Source organism: Pseudomonas sp. FG86, assembly GCF_057808775.1.
In genome coordinates, this window is sequence record NZ_JBMDIS010000032.1 from 38,107 (window position 1) to 58,141 (window position 20,035).

A 20,035-nucleotide genomic window follows, 5' to 3' on the forward strand; every position below is an offset into this window, starting at 1 on the left:
GATGTCCTTAACGCGAAGCCAGCCCGTGCAGGTCGACCAGACGGCGGACCTCCACGAGATAGCGCTGATTGTCTGCCAGGGCCGCAATGGCCTCGGCGTAGCTGCACTCGATAAACCGCACGTTGCTGCCGATGGGCGCCTGGCCGAGTCGCCACAGGTCGGCCTCGATCACCGTGCCGAATTTGGGGTAGCCGCCGCTGGGTTGCGCATCACGCATCTGGATAATCGGCTGGCCGCCATGGGGCACCTGGATCACGCCGGGGACGATGCCGTGGGAGCGGATTTCCATCGGCACCTTGGGCAGGATCGGTGCGCCCTCGAGGCGGTAGCCGTAGCGGTTGCTCTGGGGGGTGACCTTCCACTCGCCGGCCCAAAACGCCGCGCGAGACTCATCCGTAAAGCCCGCATACTCCGCCGCCGGCAGCACGCGCATGGCCGGCAAGCCGTCGCACTGCAAGGGCAGCGCCTGGCTCGGTGAAACAACACCGAAATCCGTTGGCTGCGTGCTCACCCCAGGGCGCAACACAGCCAGGCGGTCGCCCTGTTGCAAGGCCCGGCCGTGCAAACCACCAAATTCGCCGCGCAATTGGGTGCTGCGCGAGCCGAGCACCGAGGGCACGTCGACGCCTCCGGCCAGGCACAGGTAGGCGCGACTGCCGGAACTCGGGTAACCCAGGCTCAACACTTGGCCTTCCCGCGCCTGCGCCACCCAGTTCGGCGGCAAGGGCTGGCCGTCGAGACTGGCTTCGCAGGCGGCGCCGGTCACGGCGAAGGCACAGTCCTGGATAAACCGCACGTCGAACGCGAACATCGGAATCTCGATGGCCGCGGCGTCCTCGGGATTACCCAGCAACAGGTTGCCCAGCGCCAGCGCCAAAGGGTCCATGGCACCGGAAGTGCCCACGCCGTAACCCAGGCTGCCGAAGCGCCCGAAGTCCTGCACGGTGGCCAGGGCGGTAGTCGATACAATCTCGATCATCGAATGATCCTCTCGATACGCAAGCGCAACATGTCACCCGGCCGCAGCATCGCCGGCGGGTTTTGGGTCGGGTCGAAAAAGACCATCTCGGTGCGGCCGATGGTGTTCCAACCGCTGGGGCCGGCCGAGGCGGATACCCCGGTCTGCACCCCACCAATCGACACGGAGCCAGCAGCGATGCTGATCACCGGCACCTGGCGCCGTGGTGTAGCGAGGCGCGCATCCATGCCGCCCAGGTAGCAATAACCCGGGTGGCTGCCCAAGGCGTACACCGGGTACAGCGGTTCGCAATGCAGGTTGGCGATGGTTTCGATGTCCAGCCCGGTGTGCGCCACCACGTCCGCCATGTGCGGGCCGAACTCGCCGCCGTACACCACCGGCAACTCGACGATGCGCCCTTCGAGGGGCAATGGCGGACAGTTGTCCCAGGCGTGCAGCAAACGTTCGCACACTCGCTCAAGGTTGCGCGGCGGCTGGAGGAACGTAAGCATCAGGTTGTTCATGCCGGGCACCGCCTCCTGGATCTCGGGCCATGTACCGGCCTGCAAGGCCAGGCTCCAGATGCGTTGCTGCGGTGCCAGGTCGAGCTCGCCCGGCGCTTCGAACAACAGCGCCGTGGAGCCGAGCAGGCTGATACGGGGTTCAGAAGCAGTACTCATGTCGGGCTCCGTTGCTGCAACCAGCGCTCCAGGTGATGAATGTCCACGCCCCCGGCACAAAAGGCCGGGTCGTCAAGAATCTCGCGGTGCAACGGGATATTGGTGCTGATGCCTTCCACGCACAGTTCGCTCAAGGCCAGGCGCATGCGCGCTATGGCTTCATCGCGCGTCGCGCCATGGGTGATGACCTTGGCCACCATCGAGTCGTAATACGGCGGTACCCGGTAGCCCGTGGTGACATGGGAGTCGACCCGTACGCCAAAACCACCTGGAACGTCCCAACGCTGGATCAACCCCGGTGTCGGCATAAAGGTGATCGGGTCTTCGGCGTTGATCCGGCACTCCAGTGAATGGCCGTTGAGCTGCACGTCTTGCTGGCGCAGCTCCAGCACTTCGCCGCGCGCCATGCGCACTTGCTGCTGGACAATATCGATGCCGGTCGTCATCTCCGTGACCGGGTGTTCGACTTGCAGCCGGGTGTTCATCTCGATGAAGAAGAACTCACCGTCCTCATACAGAAACTCGAAGGTGCCGACGCCGCGATAGCCCATCTGCCGGCAAGCAGCGGCGCAACGTTCGCCGACCTGGGCGATCAGCGCCGGATCGATCCCCGGCGCCGGCGCTTCCTCCAACACCTTCTGGTGGCGGCGTTGCAGGGAGCAATCGCGGCAACCGAGCCAGATCGCATGGCCGTGGGCATCGCACAGCACCTGGATTTCCACATGGCGTGGATGGCCGAGGAATTTCTCGATGTAGAGTTCCGGATTGCCAAAGGCCAAGCGCGCTTCTTCACGGGTCAGGGCGATGGCGTCGAGCAGCGCGCCGGCTTCGTTCACCACGCGCATGCCACGGCCACCGCCACCGCCGGCGGCCTTGACGATCACCGGGTAGCCGATGTCGTGGGCAATTGCCTGGATGCTGGCGTCGTCGCTCGGCATCACGCTATCCGGCCCCGGTACGCACGGCACCCCGGCCTCACGCATGGCCCGCTTGGCCGCGACTTTGTCGCCCATGGTGCGGATGCACGCGGCGCTCGGCCCGATAAAGGTCAGGCCAGCCGCTTCGATGCGCTCGGCAAACCCCGCGTTCTCCGACAAAAAGCCATAACCCGGATGGATCGCCTGGGCACCGCTGACCTTGGCCGCAAACAAGAGCGCCGACTGGTTCAGGTAACTGTGAGTGGGCGAGGCCGGCCCGATGCACAACGCCTGGTCGGCCTGTTGCACATACTGCGCATGCCGGTCCGCCTCGGAGTGCACGACCACGGTCTTGAGCCCCAGGCCGTGGCAGGCACGCTGAATGCGCAGGGCGATTTCGCCACGGTTGGCGATCAGCACTTTGTCGAACATTGAATTCACCTTAAAAAAAGCGGCTGGGGATCAACCGAGACGAAACAGCGCCTGGCCGGCTTCGACTTCGGTGCCACTCTGGGCAAGGATCGCGATGACGTGGCCTGCGGCCTTGGCCTTGACTGGGTGGAACATTTTCATCGCTTCGAGGACCGCCAGGGTTTGCCCGGCTTCGACCGCATCGCCCACCGCCACGAACGGTGCTTCACCGGCTGCGGGCGTCAAGTGCAGCACGCCATACAGGCTGGCCTTGACTTCCACCCCGGTGACGGCCTGGGCGGGTGCCACGACCACCCTCGGCGCAGGCTCGGCAGACTCGCCAGGTAACTCGCGCACCACGGCTTGCCCGGCCTGCTTGAAAAGGCGAATCGTGCTATCGCCTTCGGTAAAACTCAGTTCGAGCAGATCGGATTCGGCGAGCAAATCGATCAGCCCCTTGATGCGTTCGGAATCCATGCTTGGCCCCCTGCCTGCCCTGCGTGTCTGAGTGGATGAAGCCAATGTAGCGAGCCGGTTCGCCAACGACCAAGACGCTTTGGCTTTGGGGTGATAAGCCGTGCTTATGACCCCTCAGAGCAGGCTGCCGCGCATCTCCGCGACCAGCTCCAGCAGGATCGCCTTGACCGCCTGGGCCGGCACGGAGAGCGGCAGGTGACCGGACAGGCACAAGGCCAGGGGCGCATCCACCTCGGGCTCGACAATGCGGCACATATGCACCGAGGTCGCCGCCACCATCACCCGCGCCGATGACTCGGGCAGGATGGTGGAACCGAAGTGCTCGGCCACGGCGGCGGTCAGGGTGATCGATGATTCGATCTCCGCCACCACCCGCGCGCTCAGGCCGATACGCTGGAACGCCTCGTCCACCAAGCGACGCATGACGTTGTAGGGACGCGGCAGCAGCATGTCCATGTCGGCCAGGTCAGCCAGCGCAATCTGCTCCAGCGCGCTGATGGCGGGGTCGGCGCTCACCAGGTAGAGGTGCTCGTGCAGCAGCGACACAAAGCTCAGGCCGTGCACTTCACGGCCGCCATACAGCACGGCCATGTCCATGCGGCCGTTCATGATCAATTCACTCAAGGTGGTGCCGAAGTTTTCATTGAGGTACAGCAGGATGCCCGGGTGCCGCTCGCGCACCCGGCGCAATAACGGCAACGACAGCGTTGACGCCGCCGTGCCCGGTGCCAGGCCGACGGATACCTGGCCGGACAACGCGTGCCCGGTGGCATTGATGTCGCTCTGGGCCTGCTCGCACTGGCGCAAGATGATTTGCGCATGCCCGTACAACACCTTGCCCGCCTCCGTCGGCGTGACACCGCGCTTGGTGCGGATCAACAACTGTTGCTGCAATTCGGCCTCCAGGGTCGCCAGTTGCTGGCTCAGGGCCGGTTGTGCCACATGCAGCACATCGGCGGCCTGGGTCATGCTGCCGATATCGACGAGTTTCACGAAGTACTTCAGACGGCGCAGGTTCACGGTGGCGGTGCTCTTGCTCGAAAAAGGGAGACGACCCCCTGGGGTTAGCAAGAGCCAGGCCAGCCTTACGCCTGCCGATGCGCCAGGTGCGCAGGGGCCTACCCATAAGCCTTTGCTATGGCTCGATCATGCCGAGCGTGACCGACACCGGTTCCACGCATGCGGGCCTGGACGCACCAACAGGGTGCGGGGCGTGTTCAGTTCCAGCCATAAGCGATTCCTATCCGACCAGAACGATATCGTCTTATGGCGGCTGCGCGAGCGACTCGTACTGTAGGGCCTCGTCAATGTCATTACCGAGGAACGACACGTGACCGCCTCCCGCATCGCCGCCCGTGTGCACCGTATCAAGCCGTCCCCCAGCAGCGCCGCTTCCGACCGTGCGAACGAGCTTCGCCGGCAAGGCCAGTCGATCATCAACCTGGTGGTGGGCGAGCCGGACTTCGATACCCCGGCGCATATCCGGCACGCCGCCAATGCGGCCATCGAGCGTGGCGAAACGCGCTACACGCAAAACGCCGGCACGCCCCAATTGCGCCAGGCGATCGTCGACAAGCTGGCACGGGAAAACGGCCTGGCTTACACCGCGAACCAGGTACTGGTCACCAGCGGCGCCAAAAGCGCGATCTTCAATGCCTTCGCCGCGACGCTGGGCGCGGGTGATGAAGTGCTGATCCCGGCGCCGTACTGGGTGTCGTACCCTGACATGGTGCTGGCCTGCGAAGGCGAACCCGTGATCCTCGCCTGCCTGGAGGAACACGCCTTCAAACTGACCCCGGATCAGTTGCGCGCCGCGATCACCGAACGCACCCGCTGGTTACTGCTCAATTCGCCGAGCAACCCGACCGGCGCCAGCTACAGCGCCGCCGAACTGCGCGCCCTGGCCGATGTGCTGCTCGACTTTCCCCATGTGTTGCTGATGACCGACGACATCTACGAACACATCCGTTACGAGGGCCTGGAAAACCCGCACATCCTCGCCATCGAACCGGCCCTGGGCGAGCGCAGCGTGGTGGTCAACGGTGTGTCCAAAACCTACGCCATGACCGGCTGGCGCATCGGCTACGCCGCCGGCCCGGCCGACTTGATCGGCGCCATGGCGACCCTGCAATCGCAATCGACCAGCAACGCCTGCTCCATCAGCCAGGCCGCCGCCGTTGAAGCACTCAATGGCGACCAGTCCTTCGTCCAGACCAGTGTGGAGGTCTACCAACAACGCCGCGACCGCTGCCTGGGGCTGCTCAATGCGATCGACGGCCTCAGTTGCCGTAAGCCCGACGGGGCGTTCTACCTGTATGTGAACTGCTCCGGGTTGCTGGGCCGCTCAACGCCTGAAGGCAAGCACCTGGACAGCGATTACGACGTGGTCATGTACCTGCTCGAAAGCCAAGGCGTGGCGGTGGTGGCGGGCACGGCGTATGGCCTGGCGCCGTTCTTTCGCATGTCGATCGCCACGGATATCACCACCCTCGATGAAGGCTGCTCGCGCATCGCCGCCGCCGTTGCCGCGTTGCGCTGAGGACTCGATGATGACCGTGGCCACCCACCCTGCCCTGGGCTTCCGCCAAGCCTTGCTGGCGATGCTTGGCATCTCGCTGGTGCTGATGCTCTCGGCCCTCGACCAGACCGTGATCGGTAATGCGTTGCCGAGCATCGTCGCCGAGTTGAACGGGTTCGAGTTGTATGCGTGGGTGGCTACAGGCTACTTGCTGGCCTCGATCGTCACCATCCCGATTTTCGGCCGGTTGGGTGATTACTACGGGCGCAAGCCCTTTGTGCTGGCGGCAACGCTGATCTTCACCCTGGCCTCCCTGGCCTGCGCGCTGGCCACGGACATGCTGTGGCTGGTACTTGGCCGAGCGTTGCAGGGTGTCGGCGGCGGCATGTTGATCGGCACCGCCTTCGCCTGCATCCCCGAGCTGTTCCCCGATACGCGCCAACGCCTGCGCTGGCAGATGCTGCTCAGTGCGCTGTTCAGCGTGGTCAACGCCATCGGGCCGGGACTGGGCGGGTATCTGACCGGAGCCTACGGTTGGCGCTCGGTGTTCTACATCAACTTGCCGCTGGGTTGCCTGGCGCTGTTCTTCGCCTGGCGCTACTTGCCGTATTACCGCCCGCTGCAACAAACGAAGATCAGCCTCGACTGGCCCGGCGCCCTGCTGATCGCGCTGGCCCTGGGCAGCCTGCAACTGTTTGTCGAATGGCTGGGGCATGCCAGCCTGATGCTCAGTGCAGCCCTCGGCGTGGGTTGCGGGCTGGCGACACTGGCGCTGTGGCGCTGGGAACGCCGCTGCCGGCATGCGCTGCTGCCCGCGGCGTTGCTCGGGTTGCCGAGCATGCGCCTGCTGTTCGTGCTGTCGATGGCGGCCGGGGCGATCATGTTTTCGTTGTTGTTCTACCTGCCGCTGCTGCTGCAAGGCAGTTATGGCTACTCGCCCCAGGACGCCGGGCTGCTGATTACCCCGCTGGCGTTGAGCATCACCCTGGGCGCCATCGTCAACAGCCGCATCGTAACCCGCTTGCGCAACCCCAACCTGTTGCCACTGGGTGGTTTCGTCGCGCTGCTGCTGGCATGTCTCGGGCTAGCCCTCGCCGGGCGCGCTGCCTCGTTCAACACCCTGCTCGGCTTGATCCTGCTCGCCGGCCTGGGCTTGGGGTTTATCCTGCTCAACCTGACCGTGTTCACCCAGACACTCGCTGAACGGCAGTTCCTCGGGATCGCCACCGCGTTGACCCAATCCCTGCGCCTGGTCGGCGGCCTGCTCGGCACCGCTTCAATGGGCGCGCTGGTCAACCTGCTGTACAGCGCCAACCTGCAACGGGTGTTTGTCGCCCAGGGCCACGCGGACGGCCTGGCGTTATACGCCGACCCGCAAGTGCTGTTGCACCCCGCCGCCGCGCTGCTCGAACACCCGCAATGGCTGAACCTGGCCCGTGACGCCCTGGCCCAATCGGTGGGCGTCGGCCTGCTGCTGTGCGCCGCACTCGGCGTATTCGCGCTGCTCATCCTGTACCGCTTGCCGCCGGTAAAGCTGAACGCCTTACCGGCCACCGTTGCTCCTGAAAAACAATAAAAACCTTAACTGCCGCTTTTGACTGCCTCTTACAACACTTCACAACTCATGGGGATGATTCCGATGGAGCTTTTCAATCGCGCACCTAAAGTAATGGCCGGCATTTGCGGCCTGCTCATCGCTCAACAGGGTTACGCCGCAGGTCTGGTGGAAGACAGCAAGCTCAATGTGCTGGCGCGCAACTTTTTCAGTAACGCCGACAACCGTAGCGGCGCCGCCGACCCCAACTACACCCAGGAATGGGGCCAGGGCTTCATCGCCAACTTTCAGTCCGGCTATACCCAGGGCACGGTCGGCTTTGGGGTGGATGCGATTGGCATGTTCGGTGTCCGATTGGACTCGGGCAAGGGCCGGCACTACAACCCTCAGCACACGGCGTTCAACGGCAACATCTTCCCCACCGACAGTGATGGTCGCGCCGTGGATGAGTTCGGCAGCCTGGGCCTCACGGCCAAGGCGAAATTCTCGAACACCGAGTTGAAATACGGCACGCTGGTGCCGATGTTGCCGGTGGTGATGTCGACCGATCGCATGTTGCAGCAGACGTTCAACGGTGGGCAGATCCAGTCCAAGGACCTCGACAACTTCACCTTCACCCTCGGCCAGTTGGAACACGTCAAGGGCCGCGGCTCGAGCAACCAGATGGGCATGTCGATCCCCGGCGCGAACAACGCGCAGACTGGCGAGTTCGTGAACAAGTTCTACTATGGCGGCGTCGACTACAAAGCCAGCAAAGACCTGACATTGCAGTACTACTACGGCAACCTGCAGGACTTCTACAAACAGAACTTCCTCGGCCTCAAATACGACTGGAAAGTCGGCCCCGGCATCCTGCGCACCGACCTGCGCCACTTCGACAACCGCTCTGACGGCGCCAATGGCAATGACCCGGCGTTCTACACCTTCGGCTATTACGGTAACGGCGTCACCAAGGGCAAAGTCGACAGCCGCCTGAGCAGCGCGCAATTCACCTACCTGGTCAACGGCCATACGATCGCCGCCGGCCTGCAACAAGTCAGCGGCGACAGTGACGCCGTATGGTTGAACCAGGGCGACGGCTCCACGGCCTACTTCATGACCGAATCGATGATCGGCAAGTTCCAGCGCGCCGGCGAAACCACCTGGCAAGTGCGTTACGGTTATGACTTTGCAAACCTGGGCGTGCCTGGCCTGAGTTTCCTGGGCATGTACGAAAGCGGCTCGAATATCCGCACCCCGACAGGCGATAAAACCGAGTGGGAGCGCAATTTGACCGTGAGCTATGTGGTGCAGCAGGGGCCGTTCAAGGATTTGAGCATCGCCCTGCGCCATGCGTCGTTGCGTACCGAAGTTTCCACCCAGCGTGACAGCGATGAGCATCGGGTGATTGTGAGTTACCCGTTGAATATTCTGTAGACGCTGCCGGCGAAAAAAAGGGGGCAACGCGCATCATTGCCCCCTGATACAACCACCGCCCTGATTCAGGCGGTCCTAGAGCGTGGCGTCGATCTTTTTCGCCGCTGCCTCACTGACCCAGGTGTGCCAGATTTCTGGATGTTCCTTAAAGAACATCCGGGCCAGTTTGGGCGAGTCAATGTGTTCCTTGCTCATACGGGCCAGGTTCTGGTTCAACAGATCAATCGGCAGATTGACCTTCTCCAGCACACCGACCAACTCGGGTGCCTGCTCATGGAACACGCTGGAGAGCCCCACCTTGATGCTGATCTTCTTGTCGACGCCCGGTTTCTCTTCCAGCTTGACCAGGTCGACCTGGCCCATTAACGGGGTCGGTGACCAGTAGTAGAACAGTATCGGCTCGCCGCGCTTGTAGCTCGACAGGACGGCCGCATCCAGGGCAGGACCGGTCCCCGGGCGGAAGTTGGTGTAGTTGGCCTCCAGGCCGTAGCTTTTGAGCATCTCGCTGTTTTCCAGCTCGCAGGTCCAACCAGCCGGGCAATTGTAAAAACGCCCTTTGCTCGGTTCTTCCGGGTCCTTGAACAGCGCGGCGTACTGGGGCAGATCCGTGATCTTTTTCAAGTCGGGTGCCTTGGCCTTGAGATTACGCCTGGCATCGCCCTCGACCACATAACGCGGCACGTACCAGCCTTCCGTCGCACCGATGATCGGTGCGCCCACGCCCACGACCTTCCGACTCTGCTCGGCCTTGTTCCAGACTTCACTGCGTCCCACCCACTCTTCCGCCAGCACCTGGATATCGTTGCTGCCCAGGGCGCTCTCCATGGTGATGGAGTTACCCGGCAACGTATCGATCTGACAGCCATAGCCGTCCTTGAGCACAATCTCCAATACCTCGGTGAGCAACATACCGCTTTCCCAATTGAGCCCGGCGAACTTCACCGGTTTGCCGGACTCGCACCAACCGGCCGCCTGGCTCGCGCCACTGGCGGCCAACAGGCCAAGGGAAATCAGGGTGGCGGCCAGGCTATTTTTTTGGATGTTCACAATCGCACGCTCCAACACAGTCAACAGGGTTATGGCAGTGCAAGTCGTTGCCACAACTGTGGCAAACAGTGGTTAACAAGATGAAGCTCAAGCGCCTTGATGTATCGTCGGGAACCAATCTTCGCGCAGTCTCTGACCGGTCTGCATCGCATGCCCTGGATACGGTGGAGAGGTCCTCCCTGGACGCTCGATGTAACGTATATCGTCGCCAAGCCAACGCAGCGACAAGACGCGTCGCCGCTGCGCCGACGCATTGCCCCGGGCGCCATGGACCGTGCGGAAATCGAACAGTACCGCGTCACCCGGCTGCATCTGCCACTCGAGCACTTGCATGCCTTGCTCCGAGTCCGGATCGGGGGCGTCGCGGTAGCCATCGGCGTCGCGGTAGAAATCGCTTTGATCGGCCCAATGCACCGGCTTTATGCCTTTCTCCCAACGGTGTGAACCAGCAAGCAGGCGCAGCGTCGACTCGCGTACCGGGTCGACGGGTATCCAGAAGCTGACGTGCTGGTTGCCTTCGACAAAGTAGTAGGGAATATCCTGGTGCCAGGGGGTGGCCTTCTGCGCGCCCGGCTCCTTGACGAGAACATGGTCATGGAAGAACTGTGCCGACTGCGAGCGCATGACAGCCGCAGCAACAGAGGCCGCAGGCGACTCTTCGACCATCGCGCGAAACTCGGGAATGCGTTGCCAGTTGCAATAGTCATCGAAGAAACCGCCCGGTTTGTCATCCTTGTCGATGTAGCGGCTGGCGTAGGTACCCGGCTCGGCAAGGTTGCGCTCGATGCCGGCGGCAATGGTCTCGACCCACTCACTGAAGATGCCCCGCAGGCAAACCGCTCCATCGCGCTGAAAGGCCTCGATGTCTTGTTCAGTGATGGTGAATGAACCGTGTGTCATGACCTGAAACTCCCTCAAGCAAGAAATAAAGGTGGGGCGCAGGGCAAATATTCCATGACATCCAACCAAGATAAAATAATATGTATTGATTTATCACCCAAGAAAATCTTATGAAGTTCAGCCTGCGCCAATTACGTTATGCACTCGCCGCGGCCAAACACGGCAACCTCACGCTGGCGGCCGAGGAGTTGCACGTGTCCCAGCCCTCGGTTTCTACGGCGATTACCGAACTGGAGCAGTTGTTCGACCAGCCCCTGTTCGTTCGCCAACGCGGGCTCGGCGTCGCTCTGACCCCTTTCGGGCGCACGGTCATGGCCCAGGCCAAGCGAGTGCTGGCCGAGGCCAGGGCGTTTTCCGCCATCGGGACGGATGACAGCGACTTTTCCGGAGAGTTGGTGCTGGGGTGCTATGAGGACCTGGCGCCCTATTGCTTGCCGCAGATACTCAGGCGCCTGCAACTGGAACATCCTCAGGTCACGGTGGATATGCGCGAAGGCGGGTTCGAGTACCTCGGCAAGCGCCTCGCCGAAGGCAGCCTGGAATTGGCATTGACCTACGACTTGGGCCTGCCGGCACACATGGGTTGCATCGAGCTGCGCCAATTGAAGGCCCACGCCCTGTTGGCCGCTGATCACCCGCTGGCAAACGAGGCCGATGTGAGCCTCAAGGCGCTCAGCGAATGCAACCTGGTGGTGACCGATCAGATCCACAGCTGGCAGCACGTGCTGGACCTGTTCAACTTCTATGGGCTCACCCCCGCCAGCGTCCAGCGTACCCACAGCTTCGAGTTCCAGCGCAGCCTGGTTGCAAATGGTTTCGGCGTGGCGCTGACCTATACCCGCCCCTTCGGTGACCACAGCTACGACGGCCAACCGCTGGTCTGCCGCCCCGTCCGTGAAGAACTGCCTGCCCAACGCATCGTATTAGCCTACGACCAGCGCTACCCGTTGACGCCACCGGCCGAGGCGTTCAAGCACCAGGCCGTCACCTGGTTCAAAGAACGGCTATCGTTTGCCGCAAGTTGACTGTCAGCAGGTAGGGCATGTCATCAGCGCGTTATGACGCGGCGGTCGACATTGATCAGGGCCTCCCTCGTTTCAAGCGCCCGTACTGTTCCAACAACCCAGCCAGTTCCTCGTAGCACGCAGCGAGATGCGGGGCACCCAGCCTGCGCATCGATTTCGCCGCTCGCCGGGCCTGGGCCGCGCTCACTGCGGTGTTCAAGGCATACCTGGACAGTCGCCGAGCGCCCCTTTGCGCGCATTCGGCAATCGCCGACCCCGGCGCCAATTGGCCGGTCTTGCGTTGCAGCCGCCCCAGGCTCCGGCTCAATTGCAACGACACATAGCCGGCTGGGTCAGCCTGTGGCTGATCTGCGCCCAACAAGGCCTGCAAGGACACCACTCGATGTTGTTGCTTCGCCTGCCATCCGAGCCTATCCAATCGGCTGCCCTGACGCAGCAAGCGTCGTGTGTCCCTCTCCAGCGCCTGCCTGAGTGCCCGTATGGGGCTGGCGGATTTCTTCGGAAACAGTTGGAAAGCCAGCAGGCAAACGGCAAGCGCCACCATCCAGGCCAGTGCTTGATTGGCGAACTCGACAAAGTCGTAGTGCGCCGTCTCCCCGGTGCTGACCAGGGTATTGAACGCGATCAGGTAGGCAATGCCTTGCAGCGCATGGCGCGGTCGGGTCGTGGCATGCATGCCGAATATCCAGAACGCGGCGAGCACTACGCTGAGCAGCGCAAACCCACTGATGTGAGGCAGCAGTAGAAACTTGCAGGCCGCAGCCGCCAGGATGCCGTAGAGCGTGCCCTTGATAAAACCGCGCATGCCCTGGGTGGGTGCGGCGCTGGTAGCCAGCAATGTGCAACATGGCCCCACGACCGCCAACAGCGTTGGCCCTTGGTCCCAGCCGGTGAGGTACCAGATGGCCGCCGTCGCCAAAATCGCCAGCAACGCTCGCAGGCCGTTGCGCAGCGCGTCCCCATAGTGTCGGTGAAAGCCCACTGCACGGGCAGGCACTTGGGTATTGCGTTGCAGGCTGGCAAAGCTCAACAAGGCGCTGCACAGGTCTGCCAAGGATTCATGCAGGTACTCTGCATCGCTCGCGTGCCGCTCAAGATCACCCGCCAGCCAATGTTGCATGGCCCTGACGCGCTCAGCTGCCGTGGAAAAATCCTGCGTGGCGTCGGCCAGCCCTTCGCCCAGCGGTTGCAGCTCCCGGCCAATGCGGGCAATGGCGGGTAATGCAGACCGCTGGGACGTACTCTCGGCCAGGACCACGCCCTGCAGGTACGCAAGCCCCGCCTGCAGCGTCGGCAGCCGGGAGCGGATCAGCGCGGACTCGCCCCGGCCGATGCCGAGCAGATCATCTACCTGGCTGATCTCAAGCGAGAGTGGCCGAGCGGCAAGGCTCGGGTGCGCGTCCTGCTCGCCACTCAACCGAATCGCCAGCCAGCGCATCGTGCGGGACGTCACGCTGATGAGCAGCCGATTGAGCTTCTGCTCGACGGTCTTGCGGCTGAACAGCGTCGCCACCAAGCTCAGGCTGAAGACCCCGAGTACCACCGCCGTCCCGCGTGTCACGATATGCTCGAAGCTTTGCTCGGGGGCGACAATCGCCGGGCCCAGGGCAAGGCATACGGTGTAACCGGCGACCACGGCCGCGGTAGCGTGATAGTGCCGCAGCACCGTCATGGCACCGACGCAGAGACCGAGCCACACACCGACCCCAAGGATAAACAGCAGCATTTTCTGGGCGAACAGGGCGGTCAGCACGAAGGCCGCGACGATCCCCACCAGCGTGCCCAGCACACGATGGAAACCCTTGCCGACCACGGCGCCCTGGATCGGGTGAATCAGCAGCAACACCGTCGACGCCGCCGAGAACGGCGCATCCAGGTGCAGTTGCAAGCCCAGCCACAGGGCCAGGGTGGCCGCCGCGACACTGCGCGACACGTAGCCCAGCGTCTGCGGCGTACATGGCAGCGGCAGCCCACTCAACACGCGGCCCTTCATCACATAAATGCCTGAAGCCAGCGTGACAGCCGCCAATGTCGCTCGGCGCCGGCCTCACTCACTTCGACACTGGCCGTCATCCCCGCCGCCAACTCCACGCCTGGGGGCACGCTGTCCAATTCAATCCGTACGGGCACCCGCTGGGCGAGTCGTATCCAACTGAACGTCGGGGCCACCTGGGGTAAACCGCCCTCGCTGCGCAGCTCGTTACCATCGGCGATGCCCCGCCCGATACTGGCGACATGGCCTTCAAGCAAAGGCGCAAACCCCATGAGTTTGATCGACGTGGCGGCCCCCAGTCGCACACCGGGGAGCTTGGTTTCTTCAAAGTAAGCAGTGACCCAGAAGCTGTGCGCATCGACCACAAACACATTGGTCGTGCCGGCGACGGCGTAGTCACCTGGCTGCAGGCGCAGTTGAGTCACGTAACCATCGACCGGCGAACGAATGGTCGTACGCTCGAGGTCCAGCTGGGCTTGGGCCAACTGGCTCTGGGCCGCCCCTAGGCGGGCCTTGGCCACTGCCAGGTCCCGCGCCGCGTTATCGGTTTCTTCCCGTGCAATCGCATCGCCGAGTTGGCTGCGACGCTGGAGCTGTGCCGTACGTTGCGCGAACACGCTACGTGCCTCTGCCAGCTCTGCGGCGCGCTGTTGCTGGGCCAGCAGATAGGCGCGCTGATCGATCCGATACAGCAACGCGCCCTTGGCGACCCACTGGTTATCCCCCACGAGGACGTGTTCGACCTGGCCGGACACCTCCGGGGCCATCCGGATGACATGCGCACTGACACGTCCGTCGCGCGTCCAGGGCGCCAATACGTAGGCTCGCCACAACTGCGTACAGAACAGCAGCGCAACCAGCCCCAGTACCAGCGTGGCGAGCGTCTTGAAGAGGTTATTGATAGACATGGCGCCTCGCTTAGACCATCAGGACTAACGTCGAAAGGATGATGAGCGAGACAAAAAAACGCGCCAGGCTCGGGTGCCAGGCCCACTCCAGCCAGCGGCGGATGGTGCGTTCCAGCAGCCCGTAGACCAAGGCTGAAACCCCCAGGTAAACCAGCAAAGGCGGGATATAGAGGTTGGCAATCGTGATTTCGCTGAGCATCGGTGGGTCTCGCCGTCGACCATCAACGCGATGGCCTTGCTGACGATGTTAGGTAATACGCACCTTTGCCGATATTGAGTATGCTGCCAGAATATAATCAAATTCAGCCATATTGCGGTGATGGGGCATGCACGAGACAAATCACGCCACGATTGAACAGTTCGAACTCGATCGCCTCGACCAACCTGCCGTGGCATTGATGCTGGGCGCCCAGCGCAACGACACCGAGTTTCCCGTACACACCCACCGCAAAGGCCAGCTGGTAGTGGCTTATCACGGCGGCATCGTGTGCACGGTGGAGGATGGGGTGTGGATGGTGCCGTCCGGGTTCGGCGTGTGGATTCCAGGTGGCGTGGCCCACAGCAACCGGGTCACGGCCAACGGTAAAGTCGGCTTTGTTTTTGTGGAGCCCGGCGCGGCGGCGCTACCGCAACAGTGCTGTACGTTGGTGCTGTCACCGCTGATCCTGGAACTGATCCTGCACCTCAGCGCCCAGGCGCAGGACTACCCGCCAGCATGTGCCAACGCGCGCTTGGCCAGTGTGCTGCTCGAACAGCTGGAACTTGCCCCGACGGAACAGTTGTACCTGCCGCTGCCCGCGACGGCGCAGTTGCGCGTGATCGCGCGCGGGTTGGCCCAGGACCCGTCCAACCGCTGCACCATGGCCCAGTGGGCGCGCCAAGTGGCCATGAGCGAGCGCTCCCTGGCCCGCCTGGTCAAACGTGAAACCGGGCTGACCTTCGGTCAGTGGCGCAAGCAATGGCAAATTATCGTAGCGCTGCAAAGCCTGGCCGAAGGCGAGTCGGTACAGCGCACCGCTGAAGCGCTTGGCTATGAGTCGGTCAGCTCATTCATCAGCATGTTCCGCAAGACCCTGGGCACGTCGCCGGCACGTTATATCCGCGCCACGGCCATGCCGGCCTCGCGCGCGCAGCCCTGACGCACGCCTCCAGCCCACCCGCAAGCCCAGTGATCATCGCTGGGCGGTCCGCGCTCATTGGCGCTCCCTCGCCCTGCTGAGCCAGGCGTCCCGAGCACACGCCTCGCCCCCCCCCTGAAAAGGTGTACCACCTGACCTTTTGTCGCGGTATTTATCGACGGCCCATCGCTGGCTCTTGCACTTAAGGTATTATGGTATACCATCATACACGGACCCACTCACACCCGACGGAGCAGCTCATGAGTTTCGAAATCCGCAAGATCGTCAGCTACGTAGAAGAAACCTTTATTGAAGGCGGCAAGGCCTCTGACACTCCCGTCACCATGGTTGGCCTGGCGGTCGTGTTGAAAAACCCCTGGCTGGGTCGCGGGTTTGTCGAAGACCTGAAACCGGAGATCCGTGCCAACTGCTCGGACCTCGGTGCACTGATGGTAGAGCGCCTGGTGGGCATCATCGGTGGCGCGCAGAAGATCGAAGCCTATGGCAAGGCCGCCGTGGTCGGGGCTGACGGCGAGATCGAACACGCGTCGGCGATCATCCATACCCTGCGCTTCGGCAACCACTATCGCGAAGCGGTCAAGGCCAAGAGCTACCTGAGCTTCACCAACAAGCGCGGCGGCCCGGGCACGTCGATCCAGATCCCGATGATGCACAAGGACGACGAAGGCCTGCGCTCGCACTACATCACCCTGGAAATGCAGATCGAAGACGCGCCGCGCGCCGATGAAATCGTGGTGGTGCTGGGCTGCGCAGACGGTGGCCGCCTGCACCCGCGCATCGGCAACCGTTACATCGACCTCGAAGAGCTGGCGGCGGAAAAAGCCCAGTAAGCCAAGACCGTCACTCCAACAAAAAGGCATGCAGGAGCGCTCCATGATTCGGCTCACCGCTGAACGTACCCCGGCTGGCACCAGTTACCTGGCGACCGGCCAAGGCCAGCCTGTGGTTTTGATCCACGGCGTGGGCCTGAATAAAGAGATGTGGGGCGGCCAGGTGGTTGGCCTGGCCACCAATTACCGCGTGATCACCTATGACATGCTCGGCCATGGCGCCAGCCCGCGCCCGGACAGCGGCACACCGCTGCTCGGTTATGCCGACCAACTGCTGGAGCTGCTCGATCACCTGCAATTGCCCCTGGCGACGGTGATCGGTTTCTCCATGGGCGGCCTGGTGGCGCGCGCCTTTGCCCTGCACTACCCGGAACGCCTCAACAGCCTGGTGGTGCTCAACAGCGTGTTCAACCGCAGCCCCGAACAGCGCGCCGGGGTGATTGCGCGCACCGCCCAGGCCGCCGAGCATGGGCCGGATGCCAATGCCGAAGCGGCCCTCTCGCGCTGGTTCAGCCGTGAATACCAGGCGGCCAACCCGGCGCAGATCGCCGCGTTGCGCCAGACCCTGGCCGGTAACGACCCCCAGGGCTACCTGACCACCTACGAGCTGTTCGCGACCCAGGACATGTACCGCGCCGACGACCTGGGCAGCATCCAGGTGCCGACCCTGGTGGCCACCGGCGAGCTGGACCCCGGCTCGACACCGCAGATGGCCCGCCAACTGGCGGAGCGTATTCCCGGCGCAACCGTGGCGGTATTGCCCGAGCAACGGCATATGATGCCGGTTGAATCGCCGCGCCTGGTCAACCAGCTGCTGCTGGACTTCCTCCAGACGGCGCACTCCCAACAACACCCGATAAAGGGGATCGTGGCATGACGCTTGAACGCTTCCAGATGTGCATCGGCGCAGAATGGGTCGATGCCTTGTCCGGCAAGACCTTTGACAGCCTCAACCCGGCCCTGGCCGAACCTTGGGCACAGTTGCCCGATGCCGATGAAGCCGACGTGGAACGCGCGGTGCAGGCTGCGCAACAGGCCTTCGACAGCCCGGCCTGGCGCGGCCTCACCGCCACCGCGCGGGGCAAACTGCTGCGCCGCCTGGGTGACCTGATCGCCGACAACAAGGAACGCCTGGCGCAGCTGGAAAGCCGCGACAACGGCAAGCTGATCCGCGAGACCCGTGGCCAGGTCAGTTACCTGCCGGAGTTCTTCCATTACACCGCAGGCCTGGCCGACAAACTCGAAGGCGGCACCCTGCCCCTGGACAAGCCCGACCTGTTTGCCTACACCGTGCATGAACCCATGGGCGTGGTCGCCGCGATCATTCCCTGGAACAGCCCGCTGTACCTCACGGCGATCAAGCTGGCGCCGGCCCTGGCGGCGGGCAACACCATCGTGATCAAGCCGTCGGAACATGCCTCGGCGACCATCCTCGAACTCGCGCGCCTGGCCCTTGAAGCCGGGATTCCGCCGGGCGTGGTCAACGTGGTGACCGGCTACGGCCCAAGCACCGGGGCCGCCCTCACCCGCCATCCGCTGGTGCGCAAGATCGCCTTTACCGGCGGTGCAGCCACGGCGCGCCATGTGGTGCGCAGCAGTGCCGAGAACTTCGCCAAGTTATCGCTGGAGCTGGGCGGTAAATCACCGAATATCATCTTTGCCGACGCCGACCTCGACAGCGCCATCAACGGCGCGATTGCCGGGATCTACGCCGCCTCCGGGCAGAGCTGCGTCTCCGGTTCGCGCCTGCTGGTACAGGACGAGATCTACGACGAATTCGTCGAGCGCCTGGTGGAGCGCGCCCAGCGCATTCGCATCGGCAACCCCCAGGAAGATGCCAGCGAGATGGGCCCCATGGCTACTGCGCAGCAACTGGCCGTGGTCGAGGGCCTGGTGGCCGACGCCATCGCCGAAGGCGCGCGCCTGCGCACCGGCGGCAAGCGCCCGCAGAACCTGGGGGCCGGCTGGTTCTACGAGCCGACCCTGTTCGAGTGCGACCGCAACTCGATGAAGATCATGCAGGAAGAAGTCTTCGGCCCGGTGGCCTCGGTGATCCGCTTCAAGGACGAAGCCGAAGCCCTGGCGATCGCCAACGACTCGCAGTTCGGCCTCGCCGCCGGCATCTGGACCCGCGACCTGGGCCGCGCCCACCGCCTGGCCCGGGACGTGCGCTCGGGGATCATCTGGGTCAACACCTACCGCGCCGTCTCGGCCATGGCGCCCATCGGCGGCTTCAAGAACAGCGGCTACGGACGCGAAAGCGGCATCGATTCGGTGCTGGCCTACACCGAGCTGAAGACGGTGTGGATCAACCTCTCCCAGGCGCCCATGCCTGATCCTTTTGTGATGCGTTAAGAGACCCCGACCATGATCGAACCCGGCATTTACAAAGACGTCATGAGCTCGTTCCCCTCCGGCGTCACGGTGGTCACCACCCTGGACCCGGACGGCGGCATCGTGGGCATTACCGCCAGCGCGTTCAGTGCGCTGTCGATCGACCCGGCCCTGGTGCTGTTCTGCCCCAACTACGCCTCGGACACCTACCCGGTGCTGCGCGACAGCAAGCGCTTTGCGATTCACTTGCTGTCGGCCGACCAAACCGCCGAAGCCTATGCCTTCGCCAGCAAGGGCAAGGAAAAGGCCAAGGGCATCGAGTGGCACCTCAGCGACCTGGGCAACCCGTTGCTGGCCAAGGCCACGGCGATCATCGAGTGTGAGTTGTGGCGCGAATACGATGGCGGTGATCACGCGATCATCGTCGGCGCAGTGAAGAACCTGATCCTGCCCGCGCAACCGGTCACGCCGATGATCTACCACAAAGGCAAGCTGGGCCCGCTGCCCACCCTGGCCTGAGGAGCACAGTACGATGAGCAACGACAAATATGAGCAGGGCCTGAAAATCCGCACCCAGGTGCTGGGCGAAGCCTATGTGCAGCGCTCCCTCGAGAATGCCGACGATTTCACCCGGCCCTTGCAGGAGATGGTCACCGAGTACTGCTGGGGCCATGTGTGGGGCCGTGAGGGTTTGTCGCTTAAAGAACGCAGCATGATAAACTTGGCAATGATTTCGGCCCTCAATCGACCTCACGAGCTCAAGCTGCATGTACGTGGCGCCTTGCGTAACGGGCTGAGTCGTGAACAAATACGCGAAATTCTGCTTCAGGTCGGCATTTATTGCGGGGTTCCCGCCGCCGTGGACAGCTTCCGGCTGGCCCGGGAAGCCTTCGCCGAAGCCGATGCAGAGGCCACCCGTTAACCCTT

At 63.2% G+C, this 20,035-nt stretch carries 20 protein-coding genes; 10 read left to right on the forward strand and 10 right to left on the reverse strand.

What is annotated here, in order from left to right; translation table 11 throughout:
* Positions 1–7: 7 nt before the first annotated feature.
* The 5 genes from ACODSV_RS20140 to nac form a co-directional block, all read right to left on the reverse strand.
* Positions 8–979, reverse strand: coding sequence for a 5-oxoprolinase subunit C family protein (locus tag ACODSV_RS20140; RefSeq protein ID WP_150054774.1), 972 nt, complete (start codon positions 977–979; stop codon positions 8–10).
* Positions 976–1,638, reverse strand: a complete 663-nt coding sequence (gene pxpB, locus ACODSV_RS20145) for a 5-oxoprolinase subunit PxpB (protein ID WP_069075706.1) — start codon at positions 1,636–1,638, stop codon at positions 976–978. The genes ACODSV_RS20140 and pxpB overlap by 4 nt, the downstream gene beginning before the upstream one ends.
* The gene (gene accC, locus ACODSV_RS20150) at positions 1,635–2,987 is read right to left on the reverse strand and encodes an acetyl-CoA carboxylase biotin carboxylase subunit (protein ID WP_454843860.1); all 1,353 of its coding nucleotides are present in this window, start codon (positions 2,985–2,987) and stop codon (positions 1,635–1,637) included. The genes pxpB and accC overlap by 4 nt, the downstream gene beginning before the upstream one ends.
* Positions 2,988–3,017: 30 nt before the next feature.
* On the reverse strand, positions 3,018–3,443 hold the full coding sequence (locus tag ACODSV_RS20155; RefSeq protein ID WP_069075704.1) for an acetyl-CoA carboxylase biotin carboxyl carrier protein: 426 nt from the start codon (positions 3,441–3,443) through the stop codon (positions 3,018–3,020).
* Between the two features lie 114 nt (positions 3,444–3,557).
* Positions 3,558–4,463, reverse strand: coding sequence for a nitrogen assimilation transcriptional regulator NAC (nac, locus tag ACODSV_RS20160; protein ID WP_069075703.1), 906 nt, complete (start codon positions 4,461–4,463; stop codon positions 3,558–3,560).
* A gap of 310 nt (positions 4,464–4,773) precedes the next feature.
* Here nac and ACODSV_RS20165 point away from each other — a divergent pair, with 310 nt between their 5' ends.
* The 3 genes from ACODSV_RS20165 (at position 4,774) to ACODSV_RS20175 (ending at position 8,932) form a co-directional block, all read left to right on the forward strand.
* On the forward strand, positions 4,774–5,982 hold the full coding sequence (locus ACODSV_RS20165; RefSeq protein ID WP_150095273.1) for an aspartate transaminase: 1,209 nt from the start codon (positions 4,774–4,776) through the stop codon (positions 5,980–5,982).
* A gap of 10 nt (positions 5,983–5,992) precedes the next feature.
* Positions 5,993–7,537: an MFS transporter gene (locus ACODSV_RS20170; protein ID WP_069075701.1), complete on the forward strand. Its 1,545-nt coding sequence runs from the start codon at positions 5,993–5,995 to the stop codon at positions 7,535–7,537.
* Between the two features lie 63 nt (positions 7,538–7,600).
* The gene (locus ACODSV_RS20175) at positions 7,601–8,932 is read left to right on the forward strand and encodes an OprD family porin (RefSeq protein ID WP_069075700.1); all 1,332 of its coding nucleotides are present in this window, start codon (positions 7,601–7,603) and stop codon (positions 8,930–8,932) included.
* A 75-nt stretch (positions 8,933–9,007) separates the two neighbouring features.
* Here ACODSV_RS20175 and ACODSV_RS20180 read toward each other — a convergent pair whose 3' ends face one another.
* Positions 9,008–9,979 carry an ABC transporter substrate-binding protein gene (locus ACODSV_RS20180; RefSeq protein WP_370531099.1) on the reverse strand — a complete coding sequence of 324 codons (972 nt, stop codon included), beginning with the start codon at positions 9,977–9,979 and terminating at the stop codon, positions 9,008–9,010.
* An 87-nt stretch (positions 9,980–10,066) separates the two neighbouring features.
* Positions 10,067–10,879 (reverse strand): phytanoyl-CoA dioxygenase family protein, encoded by an 813-nt coding sequence (locus tag ACODSV_RS20185; RefSeq protein WP_069075699.1) that lies wholly within the window; start codon positions 10,877–10,879, stop codon positions 10,067–10,069.
* A 110-nt stretch (positions 10,880–10,989) separates the two neighbouring features.
* Between ACODSV_RS20185 and ACODSV_RS20190 the strand changes: the two genes are divergently transcribed.
* Complete coding sequence (locus ACODSV_RS20190; protein ID WP_150054294.1) at positions 10,990–11,904, forward strand: LysR family transcriptional regulator; 915 nt, start codon at positions 10,990–10,992, stop codon at positions 11,902–11,904.
* A 55-nt stretch (positions 11,905–11,959) separates the two neighbouring features.
* Here ACODSV_RS20190 and ACODSV_RS20195 read toward each other — a convergent pair whose 3' ends face one another.
* From ACODSV_RS20195 to ACODSV_RS20205, 3 genes are read right to left on the reverse strand one after another with little or no spacing between them, the layout of a single operon-like run.
* Positions 11,960–13,897, reverse strand: a complete 1,938-nt coding sequence (locus ACODSV_RS20195; protein ID WP_150054295.1) for an FUSC family protein — start codon at positions 13,895–13,897, stop codon at positions 11,960–11,962.
* On the reverse strand, positions 13,897–14,805 hold the full coding sequence (locus ACODSV_RS20200; protein ID WP_150054296.1) for an efflux RND transporter periplasmic adaptor subunit: 909 nt from the start codon (positions 14,803–14,805) through the stop codon (positions 13,897–13,899). Before ACODSV_RS20200 ends, ACODSV_RS20195 begins: the two co-directional genes overlap by 1 nt.
* A gap of 10 nt (positions 14,806–14,815) precedes the next feature.
* The gene (locus ACODSV_RS20205) at positions 14,816–15,004 is read right to left on the reverse strand and encodes a DUF1656 domain-containing protein (protein ID WP_041160899.1); all 189 of its coding nucleotides are present in this window, start codon (positions 15,002–15,004) and stop codon (positions 14,816–14,818) included.
* A gap of 127 nt (positions 15,005–15,131) precedes the next feature.
* Here ACODSV_RS20205 and ACODSV_RS20210 point away from each other — a divergent pair, with 127 nt between their 5' ends.
* The 6 genes from ACODSV_RS20210 to ACODSV_RS20235 all read left to right on the forward strand — a co-directional run bounded on the left by ACODSV_RS20210 (position 15,132) and on the right by ACODSV_RS20235 (position 20,030).
* Positions 15,132–15,944 carry an AraC family transcriptional regulator gene (locus tag ACODSV_RS20210; RefSeq protein ID WP_069075695.1) on the forward strand — a complete coding sequence of 271 codons (813 nt, stop codon included), beginning with the start codon at positions 15,132–15,134 and terminating at the stop codon, positions 15,942–15,944.
* A 239-nt stretch (positions 15,945–16,183) separates the two neighbouring features.
* On the forward strand, positions 16,184–16,774 hold the full coding sequence (locus tag ACODSV_RS20215; RefSeq protein WP_150054297.1) for an amino acid synthesis family protein: 591 nt from the start codon (positions 16,184–16,186) through the stop codon (positions 16,772–16,774).
* Between the two features lie 43 nt (positions 16,775–16,817).
* Positions 16,818–17,651, forward strand: coding sequence for an alpha/beta fold hydrolase (locus ACODSV_RS20220; protein WP_150054298.1), 834 nt, complete (start codon positions 16,818–16,820; stop codon positions 17,649–17,651).
* Positions 17,648–19,129: an aldehyde dehydrogenase gene (locus tag ACODSV_RS20225; RefSeq protein ID WP_024074703.1), complete on the forward strand. Its 1,482-nt coding sequence runs from the start codon at positions 17,648–17,650 to the stop codon at positions 19,127–19,129. The genes ACODSV_RS20220 and ACODSV_RS20225 overlap by 4 nt, the downstream gene beginning before the upstream one ends.
* Positions 19,130–19,141: 12 nt before the next feature.
* Positions 19,142–19,627: a flavin reductase family protein gene (locus ACODSV_RS20230; protein WP_024074702.1), complete on the forward strand. Its 486-nt coding sequence runs from the start codon at positions 19,142–19,144 to the stop codon at positions 19,625–19,627.
* 13 nt (positions 19,628–19,640) lie between these two features.
* Complete coding sequence (locus tag ACODSV_RS20235; protein WP_024074701.1) at positions 19,641–20,030, forward strand: carboxymuconolactone decarboxylase family protein; 390 nt, start codon at positions 19,641–19,643, stop codon at positions 20,028–20,030.
* Positions 20,031–20,035: the final 5 nt, after the last annotated feature.